We start from the raw sequence: 19,571 nt of genomic DNA, 5'->3' as shown, positions 1-19,571 counted from the left end.
GAGAACTAACTCAATTCCCCCTGAACAACAAACTTCACCATATGGTCATCAATAATATTTCGATTGTTTTGTGCCCCATATATCAGGCAATGGGTACAAACCTTGTTAACCATTCTGGCAGCTCCACTGGAAAACTTAAATATCTCATCTACAGCATTATCCGAAAAAATATCATGGTCAGCACCGGCATAAGCCAGGTGCGTTTTAATATATTCGCCTACTTCTGCTCGGTCCAGATAATGCAACTTGCACTGCAAGTCAATACGCTGCCTGACTGCTGCGTAGGATAACCATCCTTCCTATACTGGACCAGGTATCTGCGCAGGGTGCACATTTAACAGAGGCGTCTTTTCCTTTTCCTAAGATATGGTCATTATATCCAGCAATTTACGGTCAGGCAATACCATCAGCTTTTGGACTTCTTAGATTGGCTGTAACAGTAATATTTTTTATTAAGACCATTTTTGGTCTCAGAGAATTAACTCAAAGGAAAGTGGGCTGCCGTAGAGGGTAGCCAATACTTGAGGTGATACAAATATATTACTGTTGTTGTTTTAATAATAATGCGGAAATAGTAGAGTTTATAAAAACACAAAATGTACATGGACATTGTTCAAAGTGTAATATTATTTCACGGGTAGCATCTACCATAATTATAGATAATTTCTTACTGACAAGGAAGGGAATGGATTTTTGAATCCCGAATTTTTGTTTATTTCAGGGGGGTGTACTGTTTCGAGTAAATACATAAATCCTCGAAAAAATGAAGGGTTTTGCGTAAAAGTATAGAAGATTATGGAAATATAGCATTACTAATGGATGTTGGTGGGAAAAGGTCAGCCCTAACAGGTGAACACCAAAGAAAGGTTTGGTTAAGCATGAGTGATATTAACACTTTTCTTGAGCAATTAAAGCCCAATGTGGTAATAAAGGGTCCTTTATTTCCTGAATCCATACAGATAATAACTACTATGCCTTTGGCAGATTCTATAAGAATATTCGGCAAGGGCTTAAATACAAACCAGGCTTATGATAATATCCTATCTCTAGCGCAGTTAAACGAATTAGATATAACCCCAGATAAAGAGCCTTTCGATGGTGATGCAAAGAGATTTCGTCTTGGGATTGAAGCTATGCGCTTGGGACTAGCCTACGAGTATGATCCATATTTTTCACTTTCTATTGCTCGTGTTGATCCATTACCGCATCAGTTAGAAGCGGTTTATGATTATTTTCTGAAACTGCCTCGAATCCGTTTCCTGCTGGCTGATGACCCCGGAGCCGGTAAAACGATTATGGCAGGGCTACTAATTAAGGAGCTAAAAATTCGGGGCATAATCAAAAGAATTTTGATTGTAACTCCAGCCAATCTTTCATTTCAGTGGCAACGCGAAATGAAAGATCGTTTTCGGGAAAACTTTAAAGTAATACGGGGAGATGTGCTGAGGGCCAATTATGGCGCCAACCCCTGGCAAGATGAAAACCAGGTTATAACCTCTATATCCTGGGTATCTCGTATTGAAGATGCCAACGAAAGCTTATTGCGCAGTCACTGGGATTTAATTATTGTGGATGAAGCTCACAAAATGAGTGCATATAGTGCTGATAAAAAGACCCTGGCTTATAAGCTAGGGGAATCTCTTTCCGAAATGACCGATCATTATCTACTTATGACGGCCACCCCGCATAAAGGCGATCCAGCTAATTTTTGTCTCTTTCTTGAACTTCTCGATAAAGATGTATATGGGGATGTAAAAAGCCTGGAGGAAGCTATGCGCAGGCAGAGTGCCCCATTTTATCTGCGCCGGGTCAAAGAAGCGCTCGTAACATTTCCTGACCCGGAGACCGGCGATATCATGACGCTTTTTACTAAAAGGAACGTACAGACTGCTGATTTCCAAATCGATCTGGATGAAATGGATTTTTATGAGGCCCTGACCCGATATGTAGAAGACCAATCTATCAAGGCCGCCCAGGATGATTCAGCCCGAGGCAGGGCTTTGGCATTTACCATGGCCATGCTGCAACGAAGATTTGCTTCTAGTGTTTATGCAGTACGCAGAACCTTGGAAAGAATGAAATTAAAGAGAGAACAGATTCTGGCCGACCCGGAAGCCTACCGTAAAGAGCAGGTGAACAAAAAACTGCCGGAGGATTTTGATGACCTGCCCGAAGAAGAACAGGCAGAAATTATTGCTCAGTTGGAAGATATTGTAGCCTCGGTTGACCCGGTGGCTTTGCAAGAAGAGATAATTCAACTGGGCCGATTGATTAATCAGGCCCTGGATCTGGAAAAAAGAGAAGCTGAAAGCAAACTCATTAAGCTAAAAGATACCCTTATTCAACATGGATTATTTGATGATCCTAAGATGAAGCTCCTTATTTTTACCGAGCATAAAGATACCTTGACCTATCTGGTTGGGAAACTGCAGGATTGGGGCCTAACGGTGACCCAGATTCATGGCGGTATGAAGATTGGTGATCGGGATGCTCCTGGTACTCGTATTTATGCAGAACGGGAGTTTAGAGAAGATTGTCAGGTCATGGTGGCCACCGAAGCCGCTGGAGAAGGAATAAACCTGCAGTTTTGCTGGTTCATGATCAATTATGATATTCCCTGGAATCCAGTTCGGCTGGAGCAACGCATGGGCCGTATCCATCGTTACGGACAGGGAAAAGACTGCTTGATTCTCAATTTTGTATCTACCAATACCCGTGAAGGCAGGGTATTAAACAAGCTTTTCGAACGCATTCATAAGATAGAGGATGATCTGGATCCAAAACGTACCGGTAAGGTGTTCAATGTTTTGGGCGATATTTTCCCGGCTAATGAATTGGAAAAAATGGTGCGCAATATGTACACGCGCAATACCACTGAAGACGTTATCAAGGATCGCATTATAAAAGAGGTTGATACCGAACGATTTAAGAATATAACTCATTCAGCTCTGGAAGGCCTGGCAAAAAAGGAGCTGAACTTATCTGCCATTATTGGCAAGTCTGCCGAGGCCAGGGAACGGCGCCTGGTTCCCGAAGTAATCGAGGATTTCTTTTTGGAAGCCAGTAAAATTAGCGGTGTTTCCGCCAAGGCGGTTCGTAAAGGAGAGCATATTTATCGTTCCGGACGAGTACCCCGTAACCTGTGGCAGATTGGTGAATCGCTTGAACCGCGTTTTGGCAAGTTAGGACATGAGTATAAACAAATATGTTTTAATAAAGAGTTGTTAAAAAAGGATCCTACCCTGGAGTGGGTTACCCCAGGCCATCCTTTATTTGAAACCGTAAGGGAGGATGTGTTAATTCAGGTTCAGGAGGATTTGAAACATGGGGCTGTTTTCTACCTATTTAGCCCCCCAATGGATTTGGAAGAACTCCTTGTAGCATGATAACATAAAAATAACAGGGGGTTGAAATTATGAAAAAGGCAAACAAGTATTCGGATGAACTTAAAGAAAAGATCATTCGCGAGTGTCAGGAAATAGATAATGTAGCGGTAGTAGCCCGCCGTTACGAGATATCACCCAACACCATACACACATGGGTTAAGAAATACCGAGAACGTGGTACTGCAAAAACCCTTAAAAAGAATGGATTTAAAGATATTAATACCATGGCAGAACAGCTAAAAAAAGTCAGTACCGAGAATGACCAGTTAAAACGATTAGTTGCCGAAAAAGAACTTGAATTATCAATCCTGCGGGAATTACGGGATAAAACAAACCCCAGGTAGCCGACAGAGCAGCCATCGCTGATAAGTGGATCCAGGAAGGCTATCCTAAAACTACCATCCTGCGCTTTGTCGGGTTAAATGTATCTACTTATTATGCCTTAAGAAAACTAAATGAACAGAACAAGGAAATAACACGCAAAAAACCGGGAAGGAAAATTCCTGGTTACAGCATCAACCAGCAAGGAGAAGCCATTGATGACGATACCATAAAAAACATGCTACTTGAGTTGATTGAAGGAGACGGGTATCCTTATGGCTATCGAAAATTAACTGTTGAACTACAGGAAAAGAACCTGATTATTAACCATAAAAAGGTATATCGATTGTGCAAGGAAATAGGAATTCTGAGACCCCAAAGGGTTTTGAAGCCCTACCGTCCCGGGCAAATAGGCCACAAAAGAAAAGCAATAGGTCCTAACGAACACTGGGAAATAGACTTAAAATATGGTTATATAAAGGGCATTAGTCAGTTTTTTTACCAGATATCTATAATAGATATCTTTGACCGGACTATTGTAGAAAACCATATCGGCCTTAGTGCCAAAGCAAAGGATGCTGCCCGAATCGTTCAGATTGCTGCTAAAAAAAGAGGGATAAAACCGGATCAGTTAGTTATCCGTAGCGATAATGGACCACAATTTAGAGCAAAAGCGTTTACTTAAGCATTACTCAAATTGAAAATTACACATGAACGTATTCCAGTGAATTCACCTAACCTAAATGCCTATATAGAATCTTTCCATAGTATTTTAGAAGATGAATGCTATAGTAGACATGAGTTTGAAACCTTCCAGGAAGCTTATGAAGAGGTAAATAAATACCTGGATTATTATAACAACCGTAGACGTCATGGCAGTATTGGCTACCAGTCACCGGCTGTTTATTACCAAAAACATCAGAATGCTAGAGGGAAGCCCTTGGTAGCATAAAAAAGAACGAAAAGTAACCTGCGATATATTATCTTAGTGGCATAATAGGCAGGGTTTCCATCAGAAGATGTTAGCGTTTATGCCGCGAAAGCCGCTTGATATGGGGAAATACCCTCTGGTACAATCCGGCCAGGCGGGAATAACCGCCACCGCTATCAATTAGGGTTATTTCCGCCTATAAAAGGGAGTCCAGAGGGTATAGTGGCCCCATGTCAAGCGGACCGTGGAATAAATGCGGAACCTTTAAAGCATAGTCCTTAATAGCTTACTGGTCTTAAATTTACAGGTGGCTCCAATTTCCCGGACAAATGGCTCAATATAGCCACGGAATGCCCACCTAAATATTGGGGACTGTCGTAATCAGTAGAGAATCTATGTAGTCCGATCATTCACAAGGATATTCTCCATAACTGGGGGTTTAAGCCGCCATTGGAAACCTTATTGACGTAAAGCCCTTGAACATCATCAAGTTTCCGGTGAGTAAGTATGAAAGTATTTACCGCCCTAAGCGACTTCAGAGTAAAACCCCGTATCAAGTATATTCGGCTCTATTCGCCTTTGAGTTTGTGAAATGCTTGTCTTCTCTTATAGGGCTGGAAGGGAACGAGCAGTTTAGCATTGGGGTGATAGCGCCATACCGGGCACAATCGGACTTGATAGATAAATTGATGAGTTCGATCCTCCTGCCAAAGAATATTGACGTTCAGGTTGGTACTATCCATGGTTTCCAAGGTGACGAGTGCGACATAATCATTGCTCTTTTCAACCCGCCACCTTCAATCACGACTCATAAGGATATGTTTCTGAACAGACTAAACATCGCGAATGTTTCTATAAGCCGTGCAAGAGACTACTTATTTATTCTCATGCCAGACGACGACACTGAAAATGTAGGTAATCTAACCCTTATCAAAAAGGTTGAACGCCTTTGCAAAAGTCAATCTTCTTGGAGCGAACAGCAGTCTCCGGATATTGAAGAGATGATTTTCGGAAGTAAAAGCTACCTTGAGGACAACTCATTTTCGACAAGCCATCAGTTAGTGAATGTATACGGAAAGCCAGAAAAACAGTATGAGGTTAGAAGCGAGGATAATGCCGTCGATGTGCAAATACATGATTAAATAGAATGTAAGCCAACAGGGAAAGAATATTCTATTTGAAGGTTCTGAACATGCTGCGGTATGTATTACTTTCCAAAATAATGGCGACCATTCAGTTTGAGGATTGAACCGATCTGTTATGGCGCATGAAATAAGTGAAGAGAAATAACCCCGCAGGGATAGCATAATGCTTGATCTGTGGGGCTATTTAATTTTATAGCATTAAACTTGACACCATAACGTAACGATACTATGATAAAAACAATAATGTTATTCTGAGGATTTGATACCAATGAAAGATACCTACCGTATTAGTGAATTGGCCGAAAAGGCAGAGGTTACGAAACGTACGATCCACTATTATGTGGGTCGTGGACTTTTGCCGCCACCGGAGGGTGCTGGGGTCGGAACGACATACAACGAAGAGCATCTTGTAAAGCTAATGCTGATAAAGCAGCTTCAGGAACGCTATCTTCCGCTTGATCGGATCAGGAATGTGATTACGAATATGACCTTAGAAGAGGCAAAACAGCACCTTGCAGAACCGGCAATGCTTCCTCAACCTTCCAACTTTTTGGATCAGAACACAGATCACAGCGATTCCGAAATGACTATTTTGCAGGCAACTACACAATCAATTGTGATAGCTGACAGTTTAATAGACAGTCACACATTATCCGCACTGACCGATATACGCAGCAGTTATATACGTTGCAATATCGGATTAGGAATTGAACTGCATGTGCCTGTAGAATTAGCCAGGGATAACCCGGCATTGATTGACAACATCGAAAAATATATCCGCAAGTTGACTTCGGAAAAATAGATGGGAGGGAATTACGTGGAATACGGGTTGACGGAAAAAAGCAGCGGCAAGAGTGTAGCTTTGAAAGCGGTGGACGTTACTGGCACACTGGCAGCTGACGCGCTGCAGATAACGAGTACCCAGAAGTACCTGAATGATAGTGGGAAAAATGCCGAACTGATCTATACATTTCCCCTGCCTGAAAATGCGGCGGTCCATGATTTTGCTGCCAGGATCGGAGAAACCCATGTATCAGGCAGGATCATGGAACGGGACCAGGCATTCAAGGAGTATGATCAAGCAATACGAAGTGGTGACAGTTCTATTCTGTTGGAAAGTGTTCGTCCCAACGTATTCCAGGTTTCGCTGGGACAAATCGATGCCGATGAAGAAGTTGAGATTGCGATAAGCTACTTTCAGGAAATCAAAAATATAGATACGGAAATGAGGATTTCCATTCCTATGCTGTTGGCACCTCGTTTCATTCCGGGTAAACCTTTGGGTAAAAAGATAGGGCCGGGGAGGGCAGAGCCGACTGATCGCGTTCCTGATGCCGATTTTATTAGCCCACCCATCGGAGAAACAGGATACAGGGCTACTCTTAGCCTGCATGTCCATAACAACACCCCTATATCATCAATTAAATCGCCTTCCCATAAGATTAGAATTGATCGCATGGATGAATATTCGGCAACAATCACTCTTCAAGAAAATAATACACGCATGAATCGGGATTTTGTTTTAAATCTAAAGCTTGATGGCGAAACAGTCCCGCGAATTATTTACTGGAAAAACCCCAAAGACGAGTATTTCGCTTGTATCACCTATACACCTGAACTTCCTATAATCGAACAACGACAACCTAAAGAATACATTTTTCTTATCGATATTTCTAGGTCTATGGAAGGTAAAAAAATAGAACACGCTGCTGATGCCATCCAGATATGTCTCCGCAATCTCGATGAAGGGGATAGTTTCAATCTATTAGCTTTTGAAAGCGAAAATCATGCATTTGCTCCGAAAAGCCTGCCATATAATCAGGAGAATCTGGATAAAGCAAGTGCGTGGGTGAAAAATTTGCATGCCATGGGCGGAACTAATATTCTCCCTGCTGTACAATTAGCTCTGAAGGAAGCGGGAGATCAGCAGAAGGTAGTGATACTGGCCACTGATGGACAGGTCGGCAATGAGAATGAAATTATAAATTACGTAAGAAAACGCAACCAAAATCTCTGCCTGTTCAGTCTTGGAATTGATACGGCGGTAAACTCGTATTTCATAAATCAGATCGCGGAAGCAGGAAACGGGTGTGCCGAATTCTCATATCCCGGCGAGAGCCTGGAAGAAAAGATGCTACGACACTTCGCCAGAATCAATGCTACCAGCATGGACAACGTTACGTTTTCACTACCTAACATCTCTGCGTATGACTGGGCTGAAACCCCACCAAGTAGGCTGTATGATATGGAGCCGTATACACACCTGATTCGCCTAGCAGCACCACCGCAGGAGGAGTTGCTTATAACAGGCGATTGCTGTGGTCAGAAAATGGTTTTAAAAGTTGATCAAATAATTAAGATCGAAAATGCCGAGATATTGGAAAAACTCTGGGCCAAACGAAAAATCACTCAGTTAGAGACTTATCTGCAGACCGGAAACCCTCGACGAGCCAGCGGAACAAAGGAGGAAATCGTATCTTTGTCGGAGAGATATCATATTCTTTCCACCTTGACGTCATTTATCGCCGAGTTTGAACGTAAGGATAAGCTGTCGGGAATACCAGAAACCATAATAATACCTGTAGATGCGCCGCATGCCTGGGGAATGTTTGAAGATCATGTTTCTTACTTTTCAGCGGGTGGCTTTGGTTTCATTGGTGGAGCGGCTATTTCAAATAATCAATTGGAGTCAGCTTTATTTACTAAGAAAGATATTATCAATATGAATAAGGATATATTGTACAATCACTCGAAAGTTGACAGCGAACTTAAAAGTTATAGAATGTCACAAAAATCCGATTCAGAGGACCAGGAAAATAAACTGAATAAGCTGGCGGCTGAGCAGAATGCAGATGGGTCCTTCGGCAGAGACCAGGGAGACCCGCGTTCTCAGATTGAAGTTACCTGTAAAGCCATTGTTACATTATGTGAAAACGGGCAGAAGGTCAATTTATTCCGTCAGCAGATCCTCAAAGCAATTTCCTATCTGATGCTGATGAGCGATGAAGTTCTCGCTGATACCGACCTGACCAAAATTACTATATCTGCCCTGGAGTCAGCTAGAAACAGAAGAATTATCCGCAAAGGAAGTCAGCAGCTTGATTTTTTGAAAAGACTCAGAAGCATTGATTCAGGGGCGTTTCTATAATAATGCTTGGAATCAAGCTGGCGTTTGGTTTATTTAATAGTAATGGAATATTGAATATAAATGACAATGCATTAAAATATAGGAAATAACAAATGTCGTGTGGTGTTCTGCTGATCTGTATATTGTTTTAGTAGTGTTCTATGTGAGCAAAAATATATTGTGTTGATGACAGTAACCTGTCATTCAACGGCTATAGAATAAGCGGGAACAAAGGATTCTTTTATTTACTGATTCCCAGTAAAAAGCGATTGGAGAAGTTGTTGCCGGTTCTACAAGGCCGTCCAGTATTTTAAAGGACAAAAAATATAACATATAATATAGACGTGAGAAAATATAAACTTATACCGGCGGGCTGACGCAGGAGGTTAAAGATGGCAAACGAGAATGCGGTATTTGAGATTACGGAAATCGTTAATGCAGATTCGTTTGATTCGTTTGATTTTAATGAGCTGGAAACTAAATTGCAGAACGACTTGGATTCACAAATATCGGAGCTGGAATTTTTAAAAGAAGATCGAGAAAAAATAGGCAATCCCGAAAGTTTGGGAAAGATTGTAATGGATGTAGTTTGGGAACAATTTCTTAATCAGTTGGCAACTACTGCAGGAGAAGAATTTATTAAAGAAAACCGCGGACTTACGTTGGATTTGAGGGATGAAGCACATATTCAGGCAACGGAGAATTTTGCAAACGGTGAAATAGCAGAGCATAACAATCAAATAGATTATCAAGAAAGGTACAATGGGTGGCAAGATAATTTCCAAAGAGACGATAATGGCAACATTAAATTAGAAGATAAATATAAAACTGGCAACTGCCAAGAAGTTTTAAAAAGGGAAGCTCGTAAACCGTTTGACGAAAAAAGGGATAAAGGTTCTGCCGCTGTCCCTAAAGACCATACTGTGCCAGTAGCAGAAATTGTCCGGGATCCTGCAGCAAACGCTCATCTTGAAAAACAAGAGCAAATCGATTTTGCAAACGGCAAAGAAAACCTTAAGGATTTGGATGCCTCGGCTAACTCATCAAAAAGCGACAGAAATATGGCTGAGTGGCTGGATAGCGAGCGGAACGGGGAAAAACCCGCGGACAGGTTTAACATTAACGAAGAAGAATTAAGAGAAAGGGACAGGATTGCCCGTGAGGAATACGAAAAACTGAAAAAAGAAGGAGAAGATAGATCCATTGCAGCCGGAAAGCAATCCCAAAAAGAAGAAGCGTTCAGAATAGGGGGGAAAGCGCTTAGAGCTGCAGTAATGCAGCTTCTTGCGGAATTAATAAAAGAAGTAATCAGCAAATTGATTCTATGGTTTAAGTCCACCCAAAAAAATCTGGAATCCCTGCTTAATTATATTAAGTCGGCGATAAATTCATTTATAAGCAAGTTGAAAACGCATTTAATAAACGCCGGAAGCGCCCTTATCACTACTATTGCTACAGCCATATTGGGACCCATTGTGAGAACCATTAAGAAAGTATGGATTATGCTTAAACAGGGATGGGCGTCGCTCAAGGAGGCAATTGCCTATATTAAAGACCCAAGCAACAAGAATAAACCATTTGGCATTTTGGCTCTTGAAGTGGGAAAAATTGTAATTGCGGGGGTAGGCGCGGCTGGAGCTATTGTATTAGGAGAAGTTATCGAAAAAGGCTTGATGTCGATACCAGTATTTGCACTTGAAATTCCGATTATTGGAAGTTTGGCCAGCTTAATAGGCCTGTTCATGGGTGGTTTGGTTGCAGGAATTGTAGGCGCAATTGCAATGAGCTTGATTGACAAAGCTGTCGCCAAGCAACAAATGGCTGAAGCCGTAAAAAAGGAAATAGAAAAAGGCAATGAAGTATTGAATACACAAAATGCAGTTATCGCTCTGAATGAAAAAAAGCTGGAACACACTAAAATAGCTGTTGCCGGTTCAATAATGGAGAGGCATGAAACGGCCGTAAAAATTACAAAAGAGGCTTTGAATCATATTTTCTGTGAAGATATGAAAAATGAAGTTGTTGTTAGTGGAAATGAAGTTGAATTTGACAATATGCTTGGTAATCTAAACAAATTATCAAAATAGGGGTATAAAATGGACGAGCTTATAATTCAGACTCATGACTTCAATACCGCAAAAAATCAACTTAAAGAATTTTCCGAAAAAATACCATCGAGTGTAGATTTACAAACGGTTGCCACAAACGGAGGATTGTTCGATTTATTTGACCATAATGTAACAGGCGCCGAATTTAATATTTTAACAGCTCAAATTCAAAAGCACTTAATCTCCATCCACAATCTGCATAATGAGTCTATAAAAGAATTCGGCCAGGTTTATAAAGCGCTTGAAGCTTTGGACAAAGACTATATCCAAGCTATAATTCTATCAATCAAGGCAGCTGAAACAGCGAGCAATCAAGCGAAAAAGAGCGCTTTTGAAGCCGAAAAAAATAGCCTCGATATTGATAAAACAATAAAAGTGCAAACACAGACGATAAATGTTTTGAAACAATTTAAAGAACAAATTGATAAATACGAGCAACTTAAAAATATCGATGAAATATGGAGTGACTGCCAAACATTAAAGAAAGACATTAAATCAATTAATATCAGAATGGAAAATCATGAAGAGGAAATTGACAGGAAAACAAAAGAACAAATGAATGATATAAGAAATTTGCTGGATGAAGATAAACGGAATTATGAGGCTCAAAACAAGATATTATACAAGAAATTGAAAATTGCCTATATAGTAGCAGGGAGTTCCGTATGTTTTATATTGATTGATATTATTTTACATATACTGGGAGTCGCTTAATGGAAAATAAATATGAAAACGATCTTTTAAACTATGCTTCGAAATTAGATGCGCTGGTAGAGGGATATGGTAAAATTACCGAATATGCGACAGCTATTGTAGAAAATCAGGATGAAGCAGCGACAATAAGGTTGCTACAAAAAATTTCCATAGTAGTTGATTCGGGTAAATACCCAATGGAAGTTAAACAAATATCAAATGTATTAAAGGATAGTTTGATTAAATATTATGGATACATGAGAGTACTGGATATTTGTAATCAGAATCAAGCGGACGATGAGACGCGAACATTACCTGAATTATTGGCAGAATTAAATGAATTGATTGGACTGAACAGCGTAAAAGCAAAGGTTAATAACCTAATAGCCTTTCAAAAAGTGCAGAAATTGCGTAAGAACCAAGGATTAACCACTGCAAATAACACCCTTCATCTTGCTTTTACAGGAAAGCCAGGAACAGGAAAAACAACGGTGGCAAGGATTGTTGGGCGGGTTTATAAACAAATAGGATTACTTACAAAAGGGCATTTTATTGAAGTTTCTAGAACCGATTTGATAGCGGGTTATCAAGGGCAAACGGCATTGAAAGTAAGAAAAGTTATTGAAAAAGCAAAAGGTGGTGTATTGTTCATTGATGAAGCCTATAGCATAACTGAGAATGACCATAGCGATTCTTATGGGCGGGAATGCTTGACAGAATTGACAAAAGCATTGGAGGATTATCGAGACGATTTGGTTGTAATCGTGGCTGGCTACACAGAGCCGATGAATAAATTCTTTGAATCGAATCCGGGGCTTAAATCCCGTTTTAACACATTTATCGAGTTCGACGACTATACGAGTGACGAGCTGGAAGAAATTTTAACCATGATGTGTAAAAATAATGATTATATTTTAAGTGAAGAAGCGAGAAGCAGAATCAAACAAGCTTTAAACAATCATGTAGCCGCGAAAGATGACCATTTTGCTAATGGACGTCTGGTTAGAAATATATATGATGATATTGTTATGAACCATGCAAAAAGAGTAGTGGATATTGATGAACCGAACCGTGAGATATTATCTTTAATAACCGATGAAGATTTTATGGAATATTGAAAGAATCAGGTGTTAAAGTATACCATGCAATTGTTACAGTAAATAATCCGCAGGTTTACAGTTTCCTGATATACTTAAGGAAGTGGATACTTTTTAGCGTTAACCGGAATGCGCTAAATTGTATCAAAGATTGAGTGCTTAGACATTAAAGAACTTAATCTTTGATACAATGAAAAGTCCAGTATTGCTGGGCTTTTTGGTGTTTCTGGGGTGATTTGACGTCGCTGTTTAGCGGCGTTTTTTTGTGCGTTTTTTTGGGGGCAGTACCTAAAGTGGGGTGTGCACCTTTTGGCGAAAGTCAGGAAAGCCCGTATTTTAGTGAAGCTCGATGCAGTGGATATCTCTTTAGAAGGAGATGCATGGTGTTGTATAAAAATTAACAAATATGTTAAATAGGGAGGATATTTGCGTATTTGTGTTGAAGATAGTTGAAGATAATAGTAACGAAATCCCTGGATAATATGACAAATGATTATGAGACCGCCAGTGATTGTTCGCTGGAGGAGTTAGTTGAAAAAAAGTCTGAGGTACAAAGGCTTAAGAAAATGCGGGAACGAAAACGCCGCGAACTTTTTGAGGAAGAAGATAAAATTGAGCGGGAAAATGAACGACTGCAGGAGGAAATGCGCCGTCGTATGCGTGGCAGAACAAGAGTTGCCCGAACCACCATAGCATTTATCCATGATGTGAACCCGGTGTTTGACAGAAAGCGGCTGCTTTATATATATCCAAATGGAATATTTGTAGTGTGACCATTTTTCACTATTTTTTTAATTTCAATAAATTCTCCAATTCCAGGCGTTTGTTTTTGCTGCTTCCGGCGATGTTGAGTTTATCAAAGATACGCGAGAGCTGATTGCGCACCGTTCCTTCGGCTAGATGCAGCTCCGCAGCAATTTCCAGATTAGTTTTCCGCTGGGCTGCCAGTCGGGCAACTTCCAGTTCCCGATCGGAAAGTCCATAGTTTTCGTGCTCGCTCCAGTGCTCCCAGAGTATTTTCTGTTTTGCGCTGTGGAAGCTTTGCGCCAAGGTCAGGATGCGTTCAATCTCCTCGGGATATATACCCTGCTGTCCCAGCTCCTGCAACAGGTTTGTTATGTAGGCTTCGCTTTCCGCAAAGGGCATTACAATACCGTCAGGAAGCGCCATAGAAAGTGCTGTGCGAAGCTCTTCGAGTGCATCCGCATGACGGCCGATCTGCTCCAAAGCAGCGGCAAGCTGGATATGGAGCCAGATTTCACAAAGCACATTATGATAAATACCGTACAGATTTTCACATTCCTCGCGCCTTGCTACTACCGCCGTCCATTGCTCCTGAGCCAGGAGCAGCTGATTATAGAAAGTATGCAGCATGGGGGTAGCCGGAAACATAACCAGGGTCTCCTGCAGCCGTCCTTCCGCCAGCCATTTGGGGGCGGCTTCAGGATGCCCCAGTAGAGCATATAGAAAGCCCTGGCACATATCCAGCGTATTGAGCAGTGTATACTGCTTTTCCCTGTGCAACCATTCCCGACAGTCAATACTCAGCTTATTCATCTCATTGAAATCTCCGTTTAAAAGCGCCATGCGCATGGAGAGAAAATCGCAACATATTATAATACTGAATTGGTTTTTCTGCTTTGCTGCAGACAGTGCCATACGGTTTGCAATGTCAGCATCAGTCAACTGTCCTCGCTCATAGAATAAGTCAGCTGCAAACCCATGTTCCGAACCGTTGCCATGTCCGTCCGAGACCTGATAATAATAGGGCATACACTCTTTCATCTCAGCATTTTCTCTGTCTGCGCCGCCCACACTACTATGGTACATCATGAAAATAGATGGCGCGGAAAAGGTCCATGCATCTTTGGGATCCACGCTGAGAGATGTACGGCTGAGCAAGGCGCAGGCTCTGCGGTGATAGGCGCTCATGGCCAATATATTATTGTAGCTAAGAAAGCTCTCCGCTACCTCCGCATCCCCCAAAAGATCATCCCGTTCCTGCGAGGTCAAGACCGTATCCTGCTCCATTGCCTCAATAAGCAGGCTCTTCATTCGTTGGATTTCTGGAATGTTGTTCATAGTAAACATGGTAATCATACATATTACCAGGGCTGAGGGGTGTGCCATAAGGATATCCTCGGGGCATTCGCTTATCCAGCTAAAAAATGCCTCACTATGTTCGGCGTTCAGGCTTTTCGATTTGTCTTTTTCCAGGGTGGCCAGCAGGCTATCCCAGTCCTGCGCATCTGCAAAGGCGAAATAGGCCGAAATATAGTCTTCGTGATCAAAATACCACTGGCCAAGTCTGGAATAACTTTCCTTGCGATAGGCTTCAAGTTTTTCAGCAAATTTATGCCGGGTACAGTGGCGCAACATATGGTGGTAGCGATAAATCCCATTTTCATTACGTGTTATAAAAGCATTATTTTTTGAAAGGGAAGTAAGAAGTTCCACCGCATCCGGGTGCTGCCACAGATAGGCTGCCTGATCTGCCGTAAACTCATTGGCCATGCCAATCAGAATAAGAAACTCCCGTTGACGTTCCGGTAATGGATTTAATAATACCTGATCAATCAGCGTAAAAATGTCGGTTGAACTGGATAGCCAGCATCCCTTATGGGCATAGGCCTTGAAATTCAGATACACCATGGAGATCCATCCCTCGGTGAGCGTAGCCAGGACATTAATTTCCTCGGCCGAGGGTTCAAGTCCACAGCGTTTGGCATAGACAGCTAACTCTTGTTGGCTAAGGCGCAGGTCATCTGCAGTAATTTCACCCAGCAGATTACCGAGGCGCATCCGTTCCTCCTCGTTAAGAATCTGATTGCGGGACAGAAGAATGATATGAACACTGTCCGGCAGGCTGCGGGAAAGAAAAAGCAGCAGCGGTGTCAATGGTTTTTGCTGAAGGATATGGAGATCGTCCATGACCATGTAAATTTGGCTGGCGCTTGGCGACAATGCATCATCCAAAAGCTCCGCCAGCATGGATATGGCACTTGCATCCTGAGGGTACCCGAGAGCTTTCATTTGTTCGGTTAATTCGGGGTAGCCTTTGAAGGCCCGGCAAAAGCCCATCCAAAAATCTGTAATACTGTCTGTAACAATAATTTGCCGCAGAATAACGGCATCGGCTTGATTTTTAACTTGACGTTTGGCCCACCAGTTCATAGCAGTGGTTTTTCCAAAGCCCATGGGTGCAATGACCGTGGTAATCGGATAAGTGTTTATTTCGTTTAACCGCTGCTTCAGGCGCTCGGACATAAAGATATCATTTAAGTGAGGATAATGATTCAAGAAATCACCGCCTTTCCATAGTATTTATACGTTTCTGGATTGGAACAGATTTCTTAAGCATAAATTGCTCTCTGCCTGCTGCGTAATGATGGGGCTCTTACAATTCCCCTATATTTTCCCTACAATCCATAACTATCCATAATAAAAATACTATATCTTGTGCTTGATTTCAACAGATTTAACAGCATGTGTATGTCCGAGTGAGCTTAGCAAATTGCAAATTAAAAATGTTTCAAACCGGGAACAGGAAAGTATTCTCAATCTGTCAGTAGGGACCTAATTCTTTTTAAGGGCTTGACATACTACCTGGTACTATCACCCTCATTCATGTGATAATATAGTCGAGGATACGACAATCTTTAAGCATCGGAAGAAACTGCGGAGCAGTTTCAACACAGCGCTGCAACAAGGTGGGGGATTAGAACCCGCCACCTGTTTTGTTAATAGGCGACCGCTTAGCACCCTGCGGGCACCACTGATGTTCGCTTCGCTCACTATTATGGATGCGGGGGATATATTTCACTTCGTTATAGTTGCGAATTATTACTCAGAGGGGTACAAAATTGCAGTTCAACTCGTACATATTTATCCTGGCATTTTTGCCATTTACATTAATCGCTTATTATCAATTGCATAAATTGGGATGGAACTTGCTGGCCAAAGCTCTGCTCCTGCTCATGTCCCTGGTTTTTTATTCGTATTTCAACTTTAGATATCTTTATATCATTTGCGCCAGCATACTTCTAAACTATTTTTTTTCGAAACTATTGCTGGCCTCCGGGCGAACTGTTCCGCAAAAAAAGTGGCTTCTTTTTATTGTAATCAGTTTAAATCTACTGATACTGTTTTACTTCAAATACTTCAATTTCTTTATCGAAAATATGAATCTGCTGTTGCAGGCTTCATTTGAGCTGAAAAATATCATCCTGCCATTGGGTATCAGCTTCCTGACCTTTCAGCAAATTGCCTATGCGGTTGACTCCTACCGGGGAGAAACTGCTGATTACAGTTTCCTGGACTATGCGGTTTTTGTGGCCTTTTTCCCTCGCTTGATTGCAGGGCCTATCGTTTTACATCACGAATTCATGCCCCAGCTTAACGAAAAGAAAAATCATAGTATAAACTACAAGAATTTTTCATATGGTATCTTGATGTTCGCCATTGGTCTGGCTAAAAAAATTTTTATTGCCGATGTTTTTGCCAAAGCGGTGACCTGGGGCTATGGTTCGGTTGGCTCATTAACCTCTCTGGATGCGTTCATTGTAATGCTGTCTTATACCTTCCAGATATACTTTGACTTCAGCAGTTATACTGATATGGCCATAGGTATTGGACTGATGTTCAATATCAAGCTGCCGATTAACTTTAATTCACCCTATAAAGCTCTGTCGATCCAGGATTTCTGGAAAAGATGGCATATTACCTTAACCAGATTTCTGACCAAGTATATATATATCCCGCTGGGCGGCAACCGCAAAGGACCAGTCTGGACTTACGCCAATATTATGATCGTATTCCTGATCAGCGGTTTCTGGCACGGAGCTAATTGGACCTTTGTTCTTTGGGGGATCCTGCATGGCCTGGCTAGTGTCTTGACCAGAAGGTTTACAACCCAATGGAATAAGATGCATAAGGTGGTGCAATGGTTTTTGACCTTCGTATTTGTCAACATTGCCTGGGTGTTCTTCAGAGCGGACTCGATCACCCAGGGTTTTACCATTATCAAAAGAATGGCAGAGTTTCAAACTCCGGCGGTTTCGCAAACCCTGTTGGAATGTTTTAAGGTGCCGGTAATCACCGGGTTGGAAAGCCTGCTTCATGTGGTAAACTCCAGTGCATGGGTCAACGGACTTGATATGATGTTGTTTTTAGCTTTCACCTTTGTCATTATCCTTTTGTTTAAGAATTTGCATGAGATGGAGTTTAAACCCACGGTGGTCAACGCCGTGTACACCGTGATTCTGCTGCTGTGCTCTATACTGTCCATGTCGTCGGTTTCGGTCTTTATCTACCAGGGATTTTAAGGGGTGTGGTGATGAACGAAAAGAAATGGGTCGCTTTTGTTTTGGGGGCTACATCCGTATGCCTGTTGGTATTGATGACCATTAACATTATCGTTGATCCGTTTATGCAGTATCACTCACCGCTTTCGGAAATGAAGCCTTACTATAAATACACCCAGGAATACGCTATGTATTGGCTGATTGGCCGCGTTAAAAATACCCCTACTGAGGCAGTGATCGTCGGTTCGTCGTTATCGAACTTTATTTCCAGCGATAAACTAGGTGAACAGTCAGGACTCAGGGTTATATCATTAAGCAAATCAGCGGGCAGACCCAACATATATACCCTGTTTCTACGGGAATCACTGAAAAGGAACCGCCTGCAAACCATCTATTACGAGTTAAACTTTCCGCATTTGCACATGGAGTATGAAGGCGATATCCCATTATATCTCTATAACTCCAACCCAATCGATGATGTTAAATATGTTTTTAATAAAGACGTATCGAAAATGAGCGCTTTTATACTGATTAACTGCTTAGGCGATCAAATTCAGCCGGGAAATGATAAGCGGGATAAGATTCCCGCGAAAACAGTATTCGAGGTGGACAGGAGCCAGAGCACCAGCATATACAGTGCCCTGGCTGTTGCCCGCAGCATCTACGTCCGTCATGGTAAGGTGGCTGATAAGAGTTCTGTGATCGATTATCATACAAAAGCTAAAAAAAATGTTGAGAAAAATATTATTCCCTTTCTGAAAGAGAATCCTGAGATCAAATTTGTGTTTATTGTTCCCTGTATAAGTATTCTGAACACCTATGACCTGGTCCGTGAGGGTACGGTTGATGATTATTTGGCCATTCATAAAGATATCATGCTCAATATATTGAAATATGACAACGCTGAGATTCATATGTTCAGCGACCTGGAAGGCTTTGTTAACGACCTTGACAATTATAAGGATAGGGTACATTATGCACCGGCAGGCGGAGATTTGATATGTAATGGGCTTAAGACCGGAGCATATAAAGTCACCCCGGAAAACATTGATGAAAGATTGCGGCACTTGAAGTCGATGGCTGAATCCTTTGAAATACCCTTTTTAAAGGAAGGGTTTACCGGCGATGATGTCCTGGAAATGCAACAGCAGCTTATCGCACTGGGCTATAATTGCCAGGCAAATAAGGTTTATGACGGGCAAACCAGAGATATGGTGGCAGAGTTTCAGAGTGATCATAGGCTGGAAGTAACGGGCATCGCCACTGCGGAAACCCGGGCGCTCCTACAGGGGGTGACAGGGGGACGGTTTTTTGAAAGAAGCAATTCAAGGATTTAAACGGTTTTCGAATGAGCAGGATGAGGCGAAATACATAGATGAAGACGATGAAGATGAAATGATTAAAAACGTTTGAGGATGGATTATCCCCGCGTTACCCCCCTGCGTCACCTTTTAGCAGAC

At 41.7% G+C, this 19,571-nt stretch carries 12 protein-coding genes and 1 pseudogene; 11 read left to right on the top strand and 2 right to left on the bottom strand.

From position 1 onward, the window contains the following. Positions 1 to 5 precede the first annotated feature (5 nt). Complete coding sequence (locus tag SWOL_RS10740; RefSeq protein ID WP_242649326.1) at positions 6 to 245, bottom strand: general secretion pathway protein; 240 nt, start codon at positions 243 to 245, stop codon at positions 6 to 8. Positions 246 to 878: 633 nt separating this feature from the next. On the opposite strand from SWOL_RS10740, the gene SWOL_RS10735 reads away from it, so the two are divergent. The 9 genes and pseudogenes from SWOL_RS10735 to SWOL_RS10690 all read left to right on the top strand — a co-directional run bounded on the left by SWOL_RS10735 (position 879) and on the right by SWOL_RS10690 (position 13,581). Beyond that, on the top strand, positions 879 to 3,386 hold the full coding sequence (locus SWOL_RS10735; RefSeq protein ID WP_011641460.1) for a DEAD/DEAH box helicase: 2,508 nt from the start codon (positions 879 to 881) through the stop codon (positions 3,384 to 3,386). Between the two features lie 29 nt (positions 3,387 to 3,415). Then, positions 3,416 to 4,659, top strand: a pseudogene (locus SWOL_RS10725) (IS3 family transposase). Positions 4,660 to 5,135: 476 nt separating this feature from the next. Next, the gene (locus tag SWOL_RS10720) at positions 5,136 to 5,780 is read left to right on the top strand and encodes an AAA domain-containing protein (RefSeq protein WP_242649325.1); all 645 of its coding nucleotides are present in this window, start codon (positions 5,136 to 5,138) and stop codon (positions 5,778 to 5,780) included. Positions 5,781 to 6,051: 271 nt separating this feature from the next. Continuing rightward, the gene (locus SWOL_RS13740; protein WP_011641457.1) at positions 6,052 to 6,585 is read left to right on the top strand and encodes a MerR family transcriptional regulator; all 534 of its coding nucleotides are present in this window, start codon (positions 6,052 to 6,054) and stop codon (positions 6,583 to 6,585) included. A gap of 15 nt (positions 6,586 to 6,600) precedes the next feature. Next, positions 6,601 to 8,931: a VIT and vWA domain-containing protein gene (locus SWOL_RS10710; RefSeq protein WP_011641456.1), complete on the top strand. Its 2,331-nt coding sequence runs from the start codon at positions 6,601 to 6,603 to the stop codon at positions 8,929 to 8,931. A gap of 371 nt (positions 8,932 to 9,302) precedes the next feature. Next, positions 9,303 to 10,997 carry an AI-2E family transporter gene (locus SWOL_RS10705; RefSeq protein WP_011641455.1) on the top strand — a complete coding sequence of 565 codons (1,695 nt, stop codon included), beginning with the start codon at positions 9,303 to 9,305 and terminating at the stop codon, positions 10,995 to 10,997. Between the two features lie 9 nt (positions 10,998 to 11,006). After that, positions 11,007 to 11,732 carry a hypothetical protein gene (locus SWOL_RS13735; protein WP_011641454.1) on the top strand — a complete coding sequence of 242 codons (726 nt, stop codon included), beginning with the start codon at positions 11,007 to 11,009 and terminating at the stop codon, positions 11,730 to 11,732. Next, on the top strand, positions 11,732 to 12,829 hold the full coding sequence (locus SWOL_RS10695) for an AAA family ATPase (protein ID WP_011641453.1): 1,098 nt from the start codon (positions 11,732 to 11,734) through the stop codon (positions 12,827 to 12,829). The genes SWOL_RS13735 and SWOL_RS10695 overlap by 1 nt, the downstream gene beginning before the upstream one ends. Before the next feature lie 428 nt (positions 12,830 to 13,257). Next, positions 13,258 to 13,581, top strand: coding sequence for a hypothetical protein (locus tag SWOL_RS10690; RefSeq protein ID WP_041427548.1), 324 nt, complete (start codon positions 13,258 to 13,260; stop codon positions 13,579 to 13,581). 10 nt (positions 13,582 to 13,591) lie between these two features. On the opposite strand, the gene SWOL_RS10685 is transcribed toward SWOL_RS10690, so the two are convergent. Beyond that, the gene (locus SWOL_RS10685; protein WP_011641451.1) at positions 13,592 to 16,108 is read right to left on the bottom strand and encodes a helix-turn-helix transcriptional regulator; all 2,517 of its coding nucleotides are present in this window, start codon (positions 16,106 to 16,108) and stop codon (positions 13,592 to 13,594) included. 563 nt (positions 16,109 to 16,671) lie between these two features. Between SWOL_RS10685 and SWOL_RS10680 the strand changes: the two genes are divergently transcribed. Together SWOL_RS10680 and SWOL_RS10675 are read left to right on the top strand one after the other, a co-directional pair. Then, entirely contained in the window at positions 16,672 to 18,132 is a 1,461-nt protein-coding gene (locus SWOL_RS10680; protein ID WP_011641450.1) for an MBOAT family O-acyltransferase, read from the top strand. Between the two features lie 11 nt (positions 18,133 to 18,143). Continuing rightward, on the top strand, positions 18,144 to 19,448 hold the full coding sequence (locus tag SWOL_RS10675; protein WP_011641449.1) for a peptidoglycan-binding domain-containing protein: 1,305 nt from the start codon (positions 18,144 to 18,146) through the stop codon (positions 19,446 to 19,448). The last annotated feature ends 123 nt before the right edge of the window (positions 19,449 to 19,571 follow it).

It is taken from the genome of Syntrophomonas wolfei subsp. wolfei str. Goettingen G311 (genome assembly GCF_000014725.1).
Classification (GTDB): domain Bacteria; phylum Bacillota; class Syntrophomonadia; order Syntrophomonadales; family Syntrophomonadaceae; genus Syntrophomonas; species Syntrophomonas wolfei.
The sequence above is the reverse complement of the archived record's forward strand: the minus strand, read 5'-3'. Positions and strand labels throughout refer to the sequence as shown.